Source organism: Chloracidobacterium validum (assembly GCF_018304825.1).
Lineage (GTDB): Bacteria > Acidobacteriota > Blastocatellia > Chloracidobacteriales > Chloracidobacteriaceae > Chloracidobacterium > Chloracidobacterium validum.
The window spans coordinates 170,722-184,635 of record NZ_CP072648.1 but is presented as its reverse complement, the minus strand read 5'-3'; the positions used below and the strand labels follow the sequence as shown (position 1 = coordinate 184,635).

General features: G+C 60.0%; 15 protein-coding genes. 2 read left to right on the top strand and 13 right to left on the bottom strand.

Annotated elements, in window-relative coordinates; translation table 11 throughout:
* Positions 1 to 28 precede the first annotated feature (28 nt).
* The 9 genes from J8C06_RS00765 to J8C06_RS00725 form a co-directional block, all read right to left on the bottom strand.
* On the bottom strand, positions 29 to 715 hold the full coding sequence (locus tag J8C06_RS00765; RefSeq protein WP_211428901.1) for a hypothetical protein: 687 nt from the start codon (positions 713 to 715) through the stop codon (positions 29 to 31).
* Between the two features lie 112 nt (positions 716 to 827).
* The gene (locus tag J8C06_RS00760) at positions 828 to 1,412 is read right to left on the bottom strand and encodes a hypothetical protein (RefSeq protein ID WP_211428900.1); all 585 of its coding nucleotides are present in this window, start codon (positions 1,410 to 1,412) and stop codon (positions 828 to 830) included.
* Between the two features lie 129 nt (positions 1,413 to 1,541).
* A complete protein-coding gene (gene hemC / locus J8C06_RS00755) occupies positions 1,542 to 2,507 on the bottom strand; it encodes a hydroxymethylbilane synthase (protein WP_211428899.1) in 966 nt (321 codons plus the stop codon).
* A gap of 125 nt (positions 2,508 to 2,632) precedes the next feature.
* Positions 2,633 to 3,181, bottom strand: coding sequence for a class I SAM-dependent methyltransferase (locus J8C06_RS00750; RefSeq protein WP_211428898.1), 549 nt, complete (start codon positions 3,179 to 3,181; stop codon positions 2,633 to 2,635).
* A gap of 18 nt (positions 3,182 to 3,199) precedes the next feature.
* Positions 3,200 to 4,378 (bottom strand): glycosyltransferase family 2 protein, encoded by a 1,179-nt coding sequence (locus J8C06_RS00745; protein WP_211428897.1) that lies wholly within the window; start codon positions 4,376 to 4,378, stop codon positions 3,200 to 3,202.
* A 25-nt stretch (positions 4,379 to 4,403) separates the two neighbouring features.
* The gene (locus J8C06_RS00740) at positions 4,404 to 5,816 is read right to left on the bottom strand and encodes a protein phosphatase 2C domain-containing protein (protein ID WP_211428896.1); all 1,413 of its coding nucleotides are present in this window, start codon (positions 5,814 to 5,816) and stop codon (positions 4,404 to 4,406) included.
* A gap of 333 nt (positions 5,817 to 6,149) precedes the next feature.
* On the bottom strand, positions 6,150 to 7,292 hold the full coding sequence (locus J8C06_RS00735) for a cystathionine gamma-synthase (RefSeq protein ID WP_211428895.1): 1,143 nt from the start codon (positions 7,290 to 7,292) through the stop codon (positions 6,150 to 6,152).
* 59 nt (positions 7,293 to 7,351) lie between these two features.
* Entirely contained in the window at positions 7,352 to 7,588 is a 237-nt protein-coding gene (locus J8C06_RS00730; protein ID WP_211428894.1) for a Trm112 family protein, read from the bottom strand.
* Positions 7,589 to 7,627: 39 nt separating this feature from the next.
* Entirely contained in the window at positions 7,628 to 8,413 is a 786-nt protein-coding gene (locus J8C06_RS00725) for a SprT-like domain-containing protein (protein WP_211428893.1), read from the bottom strand.
* A 191-nt stretch (positions 8,414 to 8,604) separates the two neighbouring features.
* Here J8C06_RS00725 and J8C06_RS00720 point away from each other — a divergent pair, with 191 nt between their 5' ends.
* Positions 8,605 to 9,102 (top strand): hypothetical protein, encoded by a 498-nt coding sequence (locus tag J8C06_RS00720; protein WP_211428892.1) that lies wholly within the window; start codon positions 8,605 to 8,607, stop codon positions 9,100 to 9,102.
* Between the two features lie 6 nt (positions 9,103 to 9,108).
* Positions 9,109 to 9,678, top strand: coding sequence for a suppressor of fused domain protein (locus J8C06_RS00715; RefSeq protein WP_211428891.1), 570 nt, complete (start codon positions 9,109 to 9,111; stop codon positions 9,676 to 9,678).
* A 169-nt stretch (positions 9,679 to 9,847) separates the two neighbouring features.
* Here the strand turns inward: J8C06_RS00715 and J8C06_RS00710 are convergent, their stop codons facing one another.
* The 4 genes from J8C06_RS00710 to J8C06_RS00695 form a co-directional block, all read right to left on the bottom strand.
* Positions 9,848 to 10,858, bottom strand: a complete 1,011-nt coding sequence (locus tag J8C06_RS00710; RefSeq protein ID WP_211428890.1) for a DUF4351 domain-containing protein — start codon at positions 10,856 to 10,858, stop codon at positions 9,848 to 9,850.
* 198 nt (positions 10,859 to 11,056) lie between these two features.
* A complete protein-coding gene (locus J8C06_RS00705; protein ID WP_211428889.1) occupies positions 11,057 to 11,638 on the bottom strand; it encodes a methyltransferase family protein in 582 nt (193 codons plus the stop codon).
* Complete coding sequence (gene trpS / locus J8C06_RS00700; protein WP_211428888.1) at positions 11,635 to 12,609, bottom strand: tryptophan--tRNA ligase; 975 nt, start codon at positions 12,607 to 12,609, stop codon at positions 11,635 to 11,637. The genes J8C06_RS00705 and trpS overlap by 4 nt, the downstream gene beginning before the upstream one ends.
* The gene (locus J8C06_RS00695) at positions 12,610 to 13,881 is read right to left on the bottom strand and encodes an MFS transporter (protein ID WP_211428887.1); all 1,272 of its coding nucleotides are present in this window, start codon (positions 13,879 to 13,881) and stop codon (positions 12,610 to 12,612) included. It abuts the gene before it with no gap.
* Positions 13,882 to 13,914 lie beyond the last annotated feature (33 nt).

Here is a 13,914-nt window from a genome sequence, read left to right as displayed (position 1 = left end):
ACTTGTGCCCTATCTATGTCTAAAAACATTATGGACGGGTGCCAAGTCGAACCCCTTGCGGCGCTGGAGGTGACATCCGAATGCCTCCGCCCTGTGGCGGCTGTTGCAGGGGCTGGCTCGGCACCACCACTTGTCCATCTCCACACATGCCACTGTCGGCATGCCCATTCATCAGTGCATCCAAGTACTGCTGCAACTCTTGTAGCTGCCGAAGGGACGGTGACAATGCCGGAGTTTGTGGCGGCGGGGATACCTGACGGAGGGTAAGGCTTGAGCTGACCGGGCCAGAGGTTGGTGACTGAAGCGGTTGCATTGGCTGTGGCGTCTCTGCCGGAAACGGGGCACCTGGCGGCAAGATGAGCCAGGGCTGGGCCGCACCCGCCGGTGAACCCGACGCTTGCGGTGGTGGATAGCCGGGAACCATCAGCGGGAGGACAGGTGGCATTGCATAAGGCAATGGCGGCGGTGCCTGGCCTTGGCGGAGCGCTTGCTGGAGCAGTTCCTGATAACGCTTGGCATCAGACAACCCCTGCTGCACGCCAATCGGCAAGTCGCTGACATCCGTTGGTGCCGGCTTTGGCGCGCTCGCGGACGGGGTGACACGGCTTGAAGGCTGCTGTCCGACCCGCAACCGTTGCGCCAGGCCATCGGTCGTGGTGAACACCAGGCATGCGCCAAAGGTGAACCCCCAAATGCCATACTTCAAAGCTCTCATGGTCGTACTCCTTTTTCCATCGTTCAAAGCCCATTCATCTTGGTGGCGACGCGCCGTAGCCTCGCCGATAACCGAGCTACACAGTTATACGCGCGGGGTATTACAGGACTGTTTACTGTGGCGATTTTGACTGGTTGGGCTTCTTCGCCTGTGGCCACGTCCGAATGATTGTTTTTCCACCAGCCGGGGGAGGCGGCGGCTCAGTTACAGGTTGAGTATTCTCACCAGTTGAGGTGTTTCGGGGTGTTCCTGTTTGACTTTCCATTGGTGGGTCAGCCGGTGGCGGCGAAGTGTCTTGAGGCGGTGGTGCTGGCTGCGACGCTGGTAAACTCGCCGGCGCGGCTGGTGGCGACTGGTTTTCTGGGTTCACTTCCTCTGGCGGCGGCCAGGGCAACCCCTTCTTGCGAGCTTCAGCTTCCGCGCGCCGCCGCGCCGCCGCCTCACGCTGATATTGTTCCTGCAACCGCTTGGCTTCAGCGAGATTGTCCTGAACACCGAGCGGCAGCTCATTTGGGTTGATCGGCGTGGGGGTCTCCGCAGCCGTGGACGAGGGGGTTTTGGCTGGTTTTTTCGCCGGCCTGGATTTGACCGACTTGGGCGTACCAGCTCCAGTCTGCGCCCAGCCAGGCGTGGATGAAAGCGCAAGGCAGGCGCTTAACAAGCTGCTTGCCCAGAAAACATGGCGGCACAGGTGCATGATAGTGAACACTCCTTCCATCGAGCGGCTTGAACGACCGCCCAGGCCAGTATCGTGCGAAAGGCCGCGCGCCTCCGTCAAGCGTTGCTGGACAACAACGAAACGGCGTTACTGTTTTAGGGCAGATTTTCAGTGCGGGTGGGCGTCGAGTTCCGCCAAAAGTTCGTCCGCGCCCTGCCCAAGCACCTGCTCGGCGAGTTCCTTGCCAATATCCTCAGCAAAGCGCGCGTCACCGGTCAGTTCGTCTTGAATGATGCGCGTCCCATCCGTACGGGCCACGAGGCCGCGCAACCGCAAGCGACCTTCGTTATCCACCACGGCATGGGCCGCAATCGGCACCTGACAACCACCGCCCAACCCGTGCAGAAACGCTCGTTCAGCTTCGCAGGCACGCCAGGTCGTCTGGTGAGCCATGACTTGTACGGCTTCCTGCGTTGCCGAATCGTGTTCCCGAATCTCAATCCCAAGCGCCCCCTGCCCAACGGCCGGCAGCAGGACGTCGGTCGGGATGCGCTGCGCGATCCGCGACTCAAAGCCCAGGCGAACCAGTCCAGCCGAGGCCAGAATGATGGCGTCATAGCGGCCTTCGGCAACGCGCTGCAGCCGGGTGCCAACGTTGCCGCGCAAGTCGGCAAGTTCGAGGTCAGGACGCCGCGCCAGAAGCTGCGCCTGCCGCCGAAGACTGCTCGTCCCAATCACGGCCTTGGGTGGGAGATCGTCCAGTGATTGAACCCCCTCGCGCGCGACCAGGGCATCCCGCACGTCCTCCCGGCGGGTGACACATCCCAGGGTTAGCCCCGCTGGAAGGCGCGTCGGGAGGTCCTTCAAACTATGAACGGCCAAATCCACAACACCAGCCAGCAGCGCTTCTTCAATTTCCTTGGTAAAAACGCCCTTGCCGCCAATCTTGGAGAGTGGCGCGTCAAGTATGGCGTCACCCGTGGTTTTGATGATCTGAATGGCGACGCGGCGGGTTGGTACCGCCTGCTCAAGCTGGGATTTCACCCATTCAGACTGCCAAAGCGCCAGAGCACTGCCACGGGAACCAATGATGAGATCGGCATCGAGTCGAGTAGTGGGAACGGTCAGATTCATGCGAGCGTCAACCGTGTGAAAAGTTACAAATACTACTAGACTAGCCTATATCGGGCCGCGCCCAAGCACGACGAAAAAATCCGACGACCATCGCCGCTGTGCGTCAGGTTTTGCAGAATGCAAGGTCAGATTTTGCGGAAGGCAAAGAAGTTGTTGAGGCCAAGCTGGAAGCGGCGATGCAGGGTGAGTTCAAACCCGGCCTGCTCAAAGATGTCGCGGGTGCGTGCCACGTCGAAGCCGTGGTGCGCGTCGGTTTCCATGCCATCGAGTAGGCGCAATGCCATCAGGATGTCAAGAATACGGTCAACGAACGGATGCGGCACGGTGATGAGCAGCTTTCCACCGGGTCGTAAGGCGTCGGCGCATGCCCGTGCAAACGCGCCCAGCTCGGTGTCCGGGATATGCTCTAGCAGCGCCAGCAGGGTCACGGCGTCAAAAGGCTCTTCACTGGGCGGCAAATCCTGTGGAAAGCGACCTCGCACGAAATGCATCCGCGCCGTGGACTGCGCCGGGTCGGCCTCCGGATCAATCCCAACATACGCCCTGAACTCCCGCACCTGCCGTGCCAGCGCGCCATCGAATGCGCCAATGTCGAGGATACGATCCGTGGCGGAAAGATGCGGGCGCACGACGGCAATGCGCCAGTTTTGGAGATGGTAGTCAAGGGGTTTCATTGCGCAGCCAAAAAGTGTTCACATCCGCCGTATCCGCAAGCCGAGAATACTCAGAAAAAGACTGGCCAGGATAGTTTCGCAGCCAAGCATCAGGCACAGCATGGCGGGAATCACCAAGCGAAGCGTCCGGCTGGCATCGAGTGGGCCATAGTCCACTTCATTCCAGGAAGCCACCGCCACGATAGACCCAACCAGCCCGCCCAGTACCAAAAGTGTGCCTAGAACGAGTCCGGTTTCAAGCGTGACGTAGCGAAACAGGTGATTGAGGCGCGAGTCCTCAGGTAGCAAACCCTCGTTGATGGCAAACACTTTCGCCAGCAGGGCAAACGTCACGCACTGAAAACCAATCAGGACGGCCAGCGCCGCATAAAGCAAGGTGTGGATGTCAAAGACGATGCCCGCCAAACGCTGTGGGCCGGGCAGGAGCCACGCCCCGACGACCAACCCAATCGCCATCAACAGCAAGCCCGGATAGAGAAAAAGCCACCGCGGGCTGTACAGCAGCATGAACCGGAGATGCCGCCAACCGTCACGCCACGGCCGAAGGTGTGGCGGACGCGACCGCCCATCGGGCGACAATGTGGTTGGAACTTCCGTAATTCGCAGCCCCATCAACGTGGCTTTGATGACCATCTCAGAGGCAAATTCCATGCCCGTCGTCCGCAGGTCCAGACGCCTGAAGGCAGTCAGCGAATAGCCACGCAAACCACAGTGAAAGTCACCAGCCGGACACCGAAATAGCAAGCGCCCAATTCCAGTCAGCACCGGATTGCCAATGTAGCGATTTTTCCAGGGCATTGCGCCCGGTCGAATACCGCCCCGAAAGCGGTTGCCCATGACAAGGTCATAACCGGCCCGAAGCTTCTCAAGAAAAGGCATCAAATTGGAGAAATCATAGCTGTCGTCCGAGTCACCCATAATGACGTAGCGCCCACGTGCTGCCAGCGTGGCCCCATACAAGGCCGCGCCATAGCCACGGGTCGGGATGTTGACGACGCGCGCACCAAGCCGCTGGGCAATTGCCTGTGAACCATCAGTTGAGCCGTTATCTCCAACGATGACTTCACCAGCAATGCCGTATCGTTCGAGAAACCCCTGGGCCTTGCGAATACAGGTTTCAAGCGTTTCGGCCTCGTTGAGGCACGGCATGACAATCGTGAGTTCGGTAGTAGAAGCTTCGGGTGAAGCAGTGGACATGAACGGCAGCAGATTTAGGCAAAGTCTAGCAGGAGGGAGGACGGGCGGCGACGTGGGTTTGGTTGCGCGGCGGATCCGGCCCGTCAGGCGGCACGCCAGCCTTGCGATTGAAGAATGTCCAAATGAGCGCGCAAACTGACAAAATTACGAGCAGGCTCGCCGCGACCAAGCGGTACGTGCGTAACCCATCGTCAGATGTCCCGCCGCCAGACCAGTGCGCCGTGGGGGATTGGGACGGCGGGACAGTGGGGGTCCCGTTGGAAATAGACAACGCGGGCGAGTCCGCTGGTGGTGAACTGACAGCCGAAAATTGACGAGTCAGCCCAAGTCCCCCCGTAATGGCGAGTTCGGCTGGGGTTGGCCCCCGAGCCGGCTCACCTTCCGACGTAAGTTCCATGGTGGGCGAAGACTCCGGCTCATCCTGGGTTGGCTCGTCACCCAGCCCAAGACTACTCTCGGTTGGGTGGGGCAGTTCATCGTCCCGGTCAATTGGGGTGATACGATCATCGCCCGCGACTTCACCGCGTGCCGGGAAGCCATCGCCCGTGAATCGCAGTAGCACAACCGTGATGTTGTCCTCACCGCCCCGTTCATTGGCAAGTTCTACCATGCGCTGACAGGCAGCGCGCAGGTTGCCCTCCGCGGCGGCCAGGATATTGCGCATGTCTTCACTATTGATCTTTCCAGATAGGCCGTCGCTACAGAGTAGCAAGACGTCATCCCGGCACACCGGGAGGCTATCAACCGTGACCGTCACACTGGGCGTGGCGCCCAGCGCCTGAAGGATGACGTTTTTGTAGGGATGGGTTTCCGCTTCCTCGCGGGTAATGTGCCCGGATTGAATCAACTGCTCAACGAGCGACTGGTCAGTCGTGATTTGGACGGCGAGGTCATGGCGGAATAGATAAGCGCGTGAATCCCCCACTTGAGCCAAGTACAGCATGGTGCCATCCAAACCAGCACCCGTGAAGGTCGCGCCCATGCCGGCATATTCTGGACTGCGCTGACTCTGGCTATTGATAAACAAATTGGCGCGTTCGATGGCAAAGCGCAGGTGCTCATGGAAACCGAAGCGCTTGAACTCCTCGGCTTTCTGAAGACGCATCATGCTATCGCAAACTTGCGTCACCGCCAGGTGACTGGCCACTTCGCCCGCCAGCGCGCCCCCCATACCATCTGAGACTGCCAGGAGCACACCCTGATCAGGTGGGCGTAATTCCACGACCAACGGATGGTCTGGCAACTGGCTTTCGGCCGTCCAGCTCTGCCCATCTTCTAGATTGACAATCAAAAAGTTGTCTTCGTTGTGCGGGCGCACCACACCAACATCGGTTAGCGCATAGACTTCGATTCTTCTCAAGCCATTGGCGGTCGTCGCAGTGGTCATAGCATCGTGATGTGACAAGGATTTTTCATTCCCGTAATGGATCGTTTCCATAAAGTGTAGGCGCCGAACCGTAACGCATGAGTCATCATCGTCTCAATCACAACCATTTCTTTCCAGCGCGTGCCGCAAGCATAAGTTGCCACCGACACCAGGGCAACGCCAAGAACGTGATGCCGGCCTCTGCCAGTGACTATCCATTGGCGACGTTGTAAGCCTGCGGTACGAGCTGACGACATAGGCTCGGTCAGTCCAAATAGTTTTGCTCATCGCAAGAACGGATACAGCAGTATAAGTTAACCTGGGCAGGGCGACTAGGGGGTAAATCCACGTAACAAACGAGTCTAGACGACGTCTGTCCGTGGCTTGGGGCGGACTGGGCAGGGTTCACACTTGCGCCAGTGCGCGATCAACATCGGCAAGCAGGTCCGTTAGGTCCTCAATGCCCACGGACAAGCGGACAAGCCCATCGGTAATCCCCAAGCGCTGCCGCTCATCCGGCGGAACGCTGGCGTGAGTCATCGTCGCTGGGTGGCAGGCTAAACTTTCCACGCCGCCCAATGACTCGGCCAGAGCAAATATGCTCAACGTTTCAAGCACTTTGCGGGCTGCCTCAAGCCGGCCGACGTCAAAGGCCAGCATACCACCAAAGCCAGACATCTGGCGCTTTGCTAGCGCATGGTGGGGATGTTCGGCCAAGCCAGGGTAGTAAACGCGCTCAACGCGAGGGTGCTCTTGCAGGAACTGGGCAATGGCGCGTCCGTTGGCGTCATGGGCCTGCATTCTGACGACGAGCGTCTTGATGCCGCGTAAGGTCAGCCACGCATCCATGGGCGACAGAATCGCGCCAGCCGCATTTTGGACGAAAGCCAGCCGCTCGGCCAGTGCCGGTTCCGTGACGACCACCACCCCGCCGACGCTATCGCTGTGGCCGTTGAGGTACTTCGTCGTCGAGTGAACGACGATGTTGGCGCCCAACGCCAGCGGACGCTGAAAGTAAGGCGACATGAAGGTGTTGTCCACCACCACATGGATGCCGCGCGGTCGCGCGACCTGTGCAATGGCTGCGATGTCGCACAGGCGCATGACGGGATTGGTTGGGGTTTCGAGAAACACCATGCGCGTCGTCGGACGCAGTGCCGCCGTGACCTGGGCCGGTTCACTGGCGTCCACATAATCGAACGTCAAGCCGAAATCCGTCAGAACCCGCTCGAAAAGCCGGTAGGTACCTCCGTAGGTGTTGTCAGAGACGACAACGTGATCACCAGCCTTCAAGCACGCGGTCATGACAGCGTGAATGGCCGCCATGCCTGAGGCGAAGGCAAACCCAGCAACGCCACCTTCCAAAACCGCCAAGTTGGCTTCAAGCGCGGCGCGTGTCGGATTGTGGGTGCGCGCGTATTCATACCCTTTGTGGCGCCCCAGCCCATCCTGGACGTAGGTCGAGGTTTGGTAAATCGGCACGGTGACCGCGCCGGTGGACGGGTCCGGAGCTTGACCGGCGTGAATAACGTCTGTGGCGAATCCCATGGTCTAACCTCCTCGCTTGCACTCCAGGATGCGTTGACGCCCATCAGGCGCGGGGCGTGTTAGGTGGTTGCGGGCGGCGTCCCATCGGTCGCCGCTTCAGCAATCAGCTTGGCCTTTTCGATGAGCATTTGGGGAATTCCATCCTCAATCGGGTACACCCGGTCGCAGCGCCGACACTGAACCCCTTGCCGGTCGGGCGTCAAGCCAACTTGAACCCGACACACCACGCAGCAGAGCAAACCGATCATTGACAGCAGTCCATTATCGCCAGTTACGTTTTCGTCCACAGTCATCATCGTTCCTTCTCAGGGCGACCGCCAGACTCAGGGCAGATGCTAGTCTGGGAGGCGGCTGCGCGTTCTTGGTTTGGACGAGCGGCGGGTGACGCTCAACGCCTCCGCCAATCTGCATAACCAGGCTGACGCCAGATCATAGCTTTCAAACTGCCGTTCATCTTCCTGAAAGGCCGGGGTGTGAACACAGCGCCGTCCGTTGATGTGGGTGACGCCGTGCTTGATGTGAAGCATCTCGTGATACAGCACATATTCAACGACCATCTGGGGTACACGCCCGTCATCAAGCGTCCGACTGATGACAATGGTGTGATGCGCGGCGTCGTAATGGCCAAATGTCCGGCGCGTGCGGCGTTGGCTCCACGTCAGCGCCGGGTGCGCCAAGCGTCCGTCGAAGTAACGCCGGTTGAGATACTGAAACAGCCGTTCGAGGTCATAGTGCCGCCCACGCGCGCCAGAAACCAACTTGAAACCCCGTTCACGGCGGCGCTGTTCTGCCATGCGCATCACGGGCTTTGAGCGCACGTACTCGCGGAACAGCTCAGTGCAGCGCGCCGGGACGGCTTTGCGAAACAAGCGCGCCAGCAGGATGCCGGCAACCGCTTCGATAATCGGTGTTGGCGCCTGGGTGAGCATGTCCGACAGCCGGACGTGCATCACGCCATCCCGCAGACGAATGGTGTTGTTGATCCCCACGTAAGGGTAAAACACCACCTGAATGGCACGTGGCAGCCGCGCGCGCGGCGCAATGAACTGCTGCCAGCGTGTGAAAATCTCAACGAGTTCGTGGTGTGTAAGCTGATGGAGTCGCTGTGCTGGATGAGCCATAAAACCAAAAAACGCAACGCTACACCGGACGATAGTCCGCCCCAGCCGTCAGCGTCAACGCGCCGTTCGGCAAGGTGAGGGAGCGGCTTTTGACCTAGGACACCATGTTCACACAAAATCGAAAGCGCCTGCTCTGTCAGAACGTCAACCGTGGACCTCGGCAGATGTGGACATTGACCAAAAAACGACTCATGACACAACCTGATTCAACCCTGCCGCCGGTAGCCCAAACCGATGCCGGTTTTCCACTCAAGTCATTCCTGCTCGCCGTGGGCGGCGTGACATTGCTGATTGTCGTCGTCTTTTCCGGCCTGCTCTATTACGCTACGCGCCCACAGACCATGCCCATGACGGTCGTTGGCCTTGAATGGGAGCGAACGATTCAGCTTGAACAACGCCAACCGCTGCTGCCCGGTGAAACCGGTGAACGGTGGGTGGCGGTCCGTGAACTGACTGAAGCCGATGCGACGCCAAACCCGCGCTGGCCCGAACTACCACCTGGGCCGGACTACCGTGCCGGCAAGCGCACCGAACGCTATGTCGTGCGCGTTCGGTCGTCCAAAAGTGCCAAAGTGTATGAGCATTCTGTCTCAGCCGACCTGTTTTCGCAATTTCGCATTGGCGCCACCTGCTCGGTCGTCATTCGGAGTGGCGTCGTTGAAGCCGTCCTGCCCCAACCGAAGTCATAACGCCTGATGTCGCCTGCTACGCCCAACAGCCCAACGCCCCGGATGCGCCGGTTGTTTTTCAAGCTTACCGAGCGGTGGGGGACACCGACCCGCGTGGCGGCACCGGCGCACGTCCAGGCGGCGCTGCACGTTGCCGTTTGGGAAGACCCAGCCGGCGGAGCCACGGCGTTCAACACTCTTGGGTTGTCGGAGGTTGCCCGCGCGGCCGACGGACGCCCCTTTGAACTCCACTGGTTGGTCAAGCAAGCGCTCTCCACCGGCGAACAGGCCCTGGCCGCTGCGTTTTTAGCTGAGTTGGCCGCCGCTGCCGCGCAGCCGGCCGCGGCCTTCGACTGGCAAACGCGCGCGCAAGTGGCAGCGGGCGTCCCCGGTTTTGCCCGCTGCCAGGAAGTATGGTTGCATCCGGCGTTTGCCGATGACGACCCCGATACGCTTGAAGACGTGGATGGCTCGATCAAGCTCCTTTACGTCATTCCGCTGACGGAATACGAAAGCTTCGTGCTGACCCAGCAAGGGCCGGTGGCGTTGCGCGAATACACCCAAGCCAATGGCATTGATCTTCTAGCCCCACGCTAATCAGCCCCAGAACTTATACAGGACGGGCCGGAAGATGCGTGCGACAGCCGAGCGACCTATTCGAGTTGGTCCTTTCCGAGTGCGCATCTGAAAAGTCCTGACCCCCGGAACTACCCGCTTCAAGCCCTGACAGTTGGCGGCGCTCCACATGCACCGCGTCATTGGCAACCTATTCAGTGCGGTTGAGCCAAGCCGTGAGGGCATTCGGATCGGCAAGGTCAAAAAGAGCGTCGGCTAGCTGTTCGAGTGCTTCCCACCCCAGCGTCTGCACGCGAGCTATGACTTCTGGTGGCAAAACGCCAAACTTGCGCTGCAACAAGCGCGTCATCAATAGGCGTTCATGCTCCAGCCCGCGCTCCAGGCCTTGTTCTAACCCCTGCTCTAACCCCTGCTCTAACCCCTGCTCCAAACCCTGCTCCAAACCCTGCTCTAACCCTTGCTCTAACCCTTGCTCTAACCCTTGGGCCAGTCCTTTGGCTTGACCCTCTTGCCAAATCATCTGATACACGCTCGACTCCCGAAGCTGCTCCAATCGAATCATTGCCGTTCCTCCCAACGCCCCAATCAACTCTCCAACATCATACCGAAGTCCACCTAACACCAAAAAGTGCAACTGTAGCTCCTGTCGCTGCGCTTCGTCTGAAACTGCCTGCAATCGCTCTGCGGCCTGTGCCAATGCCGACCGCTCCCCACGCATCAGCGGCACCAGCGGCAGCAACGCCACCTGCTCTGTCGCCAACGCCGCCTCCGCCGCCAACTCCCACAACTTCACCACCGTGTACCCAAAGCTCAACCGCAGCCGCCCAAGCTCCAGCGTCGCTTCCGTTGGCACCGGGTCTGGCGCGCCCCGCGCCGTCAGCAACACCAGAAAGGCCCGCACCGGCAAGTCGTCGTGGACGATTCGCAGCCGGTCGGCGTAATCCACCAACCGCCGCGGCATTTCCGGGTCATAGCGGGTTTGGACCTCGATGTGGGCAATCCAGCGGTCCTGGCCGGATTCAATCAGGTAGATTTCGTCCGGGATACGGGTTGAGGTGATGAGTTCCTTGGCAAGCGGGGTGATGGTGGCTGGGACATTGACCGGGAGCACGCCAAGCAAGACGAGGAGGGCATAGGGATCGGCGTCGGCGAGATACTTGAACGCCTGGTCGTAAGCGTTGTGGTGGGCGGCGTCGGTCATCAGTGGGAAAGTAGCACACTTGGTTTGCGCGCATACGGTGGCATCTGCGGATACGCCATTGGCGCGCCAGGCCTTGGTCACTACGGCCTATTCTTTGTTCTCGGCTCGTTTTTTCTTTCCATCATCTGGACGCCCGGAACCCAATTGCCCAGAACTCGATTGATGGTTTTGCGCCCGAATACCCGCCAACCTTCCCCTTCAGCCCTGTCGCCAGAGCTTGACCGCCAGGAGGACAAACACCATCAGTAATCCGAGCGCGGCTTGGTACTCACGGTGATGTCGGTAGCGAGTCCAGTCAAAACCGTCGCGCCAGGCCGCGCCAAATCGCCGCAAGTCCGGCACGAAAAGGGGTGTTTGTGCCGCATAAGCCGGGTAATCATCAGGGAAGAGCTTGGCTAGATGCTTGGCTTCAGCCTGCATGACGGGCCAGTAAATGCCGACAAACAAGGTGGCAAGCGCCAATGCGGCCGGCCAGGGCGCACCAGCGACCAAACAGCCGAGCATCATGAGTGCGCTTCCTAAGTACAGCGGGTTGCGCGTCAGGCGATAGGGGCCAAGCACCGTCAGTACTTCATCCTTGCGGATATGGCCGGCCGCCCACGCCCGCCAGCCAAGACCAAGCAGGCTGATGCCGGCGCCGACCGTCAGGCCAAGCGGTGTTGGGCGCGCCAGGACCAAAAACAGCGTGGCCGTGACGAACCCGAGCGGAACGCGCAGACGCTGGGCGCGTCCCTGCCACTTGGCCGCCAACGTTGCCGCCGGTGGTGCCGGGTGTGTCATGCCAGTCCGCAGGCGGTGCGCGCCGCCTGAATCGTGGCCAGCGCCTCGGCGCGGGCACGCTTCGCGCCGGCTAAAAGCACATCCTCGATCTCGTCGGGGCGCGCCAGCAGCGCGAGGTAGCGCTCTCGCGCCGGCCCAAACTGCGTCTTCAACTTGGCCAGAAGCAACTTCTTGGCTTCTCCATAGCCAAACCCGCCGGCCCGAAAAGCCTCTGCCATCGCTGCCTTTTCTTCAGGTGAAGCCACAAGGGCATAGAGCTGAAAGATGGTGTTCCGTTCTGGGTCCTTGGGAGCTTCAACCGGCGCGGAATCGGTCACAATCCCCATGACGGCTTTTTTGAGCGTAGCGTCGTCGGCAAACAGCTCGATGACATTCCCATACGACTTGCTCATCTTTTGCCCATCGGTTCCTGGCACGAGGCCGGCCGCTTCACTGACGCGCGCTTCCGGCAAGACAAACACCTCACCATAGGTGTGGTTGAAGAAACCGGCCATGTCGCGTGTCATTTCGACGTGCTGCGCTTGGTCGGCCCCAACCGGAACGACGTCCGACTGATAGGCGAGAATGTCGGCCGCCATCAGTACCGGGTAGTAAAACAGCCCAACCTTCGGGGCAAGGCCACGCGCCACCTTGTCTTTGTAAGCATGGGCGCGTTCCAGAAGGCCCATCCCGGTAACGGTTGCCAGTAGCCAGGCCAGTTCATGCAACTCAGGAATATCCGACTGGCGAAACAGCACAGCGCGCTGTGGATCGAGACCCAGCGCCAAATAGGTTGCCGCCACCTCGCGTGTGAGTTCGCGCAGGCGGGTTGCGTCGTTGATGGTCGTCAGCGCATGGTAGTTAGCTATGAAGTAAAAGGCTTCGCCTTCCTCCTGAAGCGCGATGTGCTGGGCAATCGCGCCAAAATAATTCCCCAAGTGCAGCTTGCCCGACGGTTGAATCCCCGAAAGAAAACGTTTTGGTTTGGTCATTTACGTCGCCTCAACAAAATCTAAGGCCTTGCCGTGGGATTCCTCCAGGAGCGCTAGGGCAAGATAGGCCAGCACGGTGCAGCCAATCCCCACGGCAAGCGCGCTGTAGAGTAGCCCAAGCGCCGTGTGATGCGTCAGCCACTGGAGCGCCAGCGTCAGCGGCACAACCGAGGCCCGGACAAAATTCGGTGCGCTGGTCGCCACGGTGGCCCGCAGGTTCGTCCCGAACTGCTCAGCCGCAATCGTAATGAACACCGCCCAGTATCCGGCGGCAACACCGAGCAGGAAGCAGAGGACGTAAAAATACGTCGGCGAGATGCCCCGCGCGCTGACATACACGAACGTCAAGATGAGCGTCATGGTCTGAAAGGCAAACACGACTCGCCGCCGACTGCGCAGGTACTGACTGAGGATTCCGCTTGCTAGATCGCCAACCACCAACCCGGCGTAGGCATACTTGATGGACTCGCCGGCCGTAATCCCTGGAATCCCCAGTTCACGGGTCAGCTCCGGCGAGAGGGTGATGAGAATACCAATGGCAAACCACAGCGGTACGCCAATGAGAATCGAACACAAAAACCGCCGAAAACGGTCGCCGTTGGTGAACAGCGCGAAGAAGTTGCCACGGGAAACATCCTGGCGCTCAAGGGCGTGGAACATGCGTGACTCTAGCAGCGTTGCGCGGGTCGCCAGGAGCAAAAATCCCAGGATGCCGCCGGTCATGTAAGCCACCTGCCACGAGAAGTACTTACCGACCGTCGCCGCGACGACCGCGCCCGACACGCCAACCCCGGCGACGATGGCCGTTCCGTAGCCGCGCAGTTCCTTGGGAAGGCTTTCGCTGACGAGTGTCACGGCTGCGCCGAGTTCGCCGGCCAGCCCGACGCCGGCCAGAAACCGCAGGATGACATACAGCTGAAAAGGGGTGACGCCGCCGGGCAGCAGGGCAGCCAGTTCGATGATGAAGGCATTGGCAAAATTGGCCGTGGAGTAGAGCAGAATCGAGCCAAACAGCACCGAACGTCGCCCGCGCTTATCGCCGATGATGCCCCACAGAATCCCACCCAGGAGCAGTCCGACCATCTGAACATCGAGCAGCAAGATGCCATCGTCCAGCAGGCGTTGTCCGGTCAGCCCAAGGGCCTGCAAGCTCGGCACGCGCACAATGCCAAAGAGCAGCAGGTCATAAATATCCACGAAGTAGCCAAGGGCCGAGACAATCACCGTGGACGAGAAAAGTGGCGCAAAGCGTTCGGGTAAAACGAGGCGCATGGCAAGTCACAGCGGGACAATTTGATGGTGTGG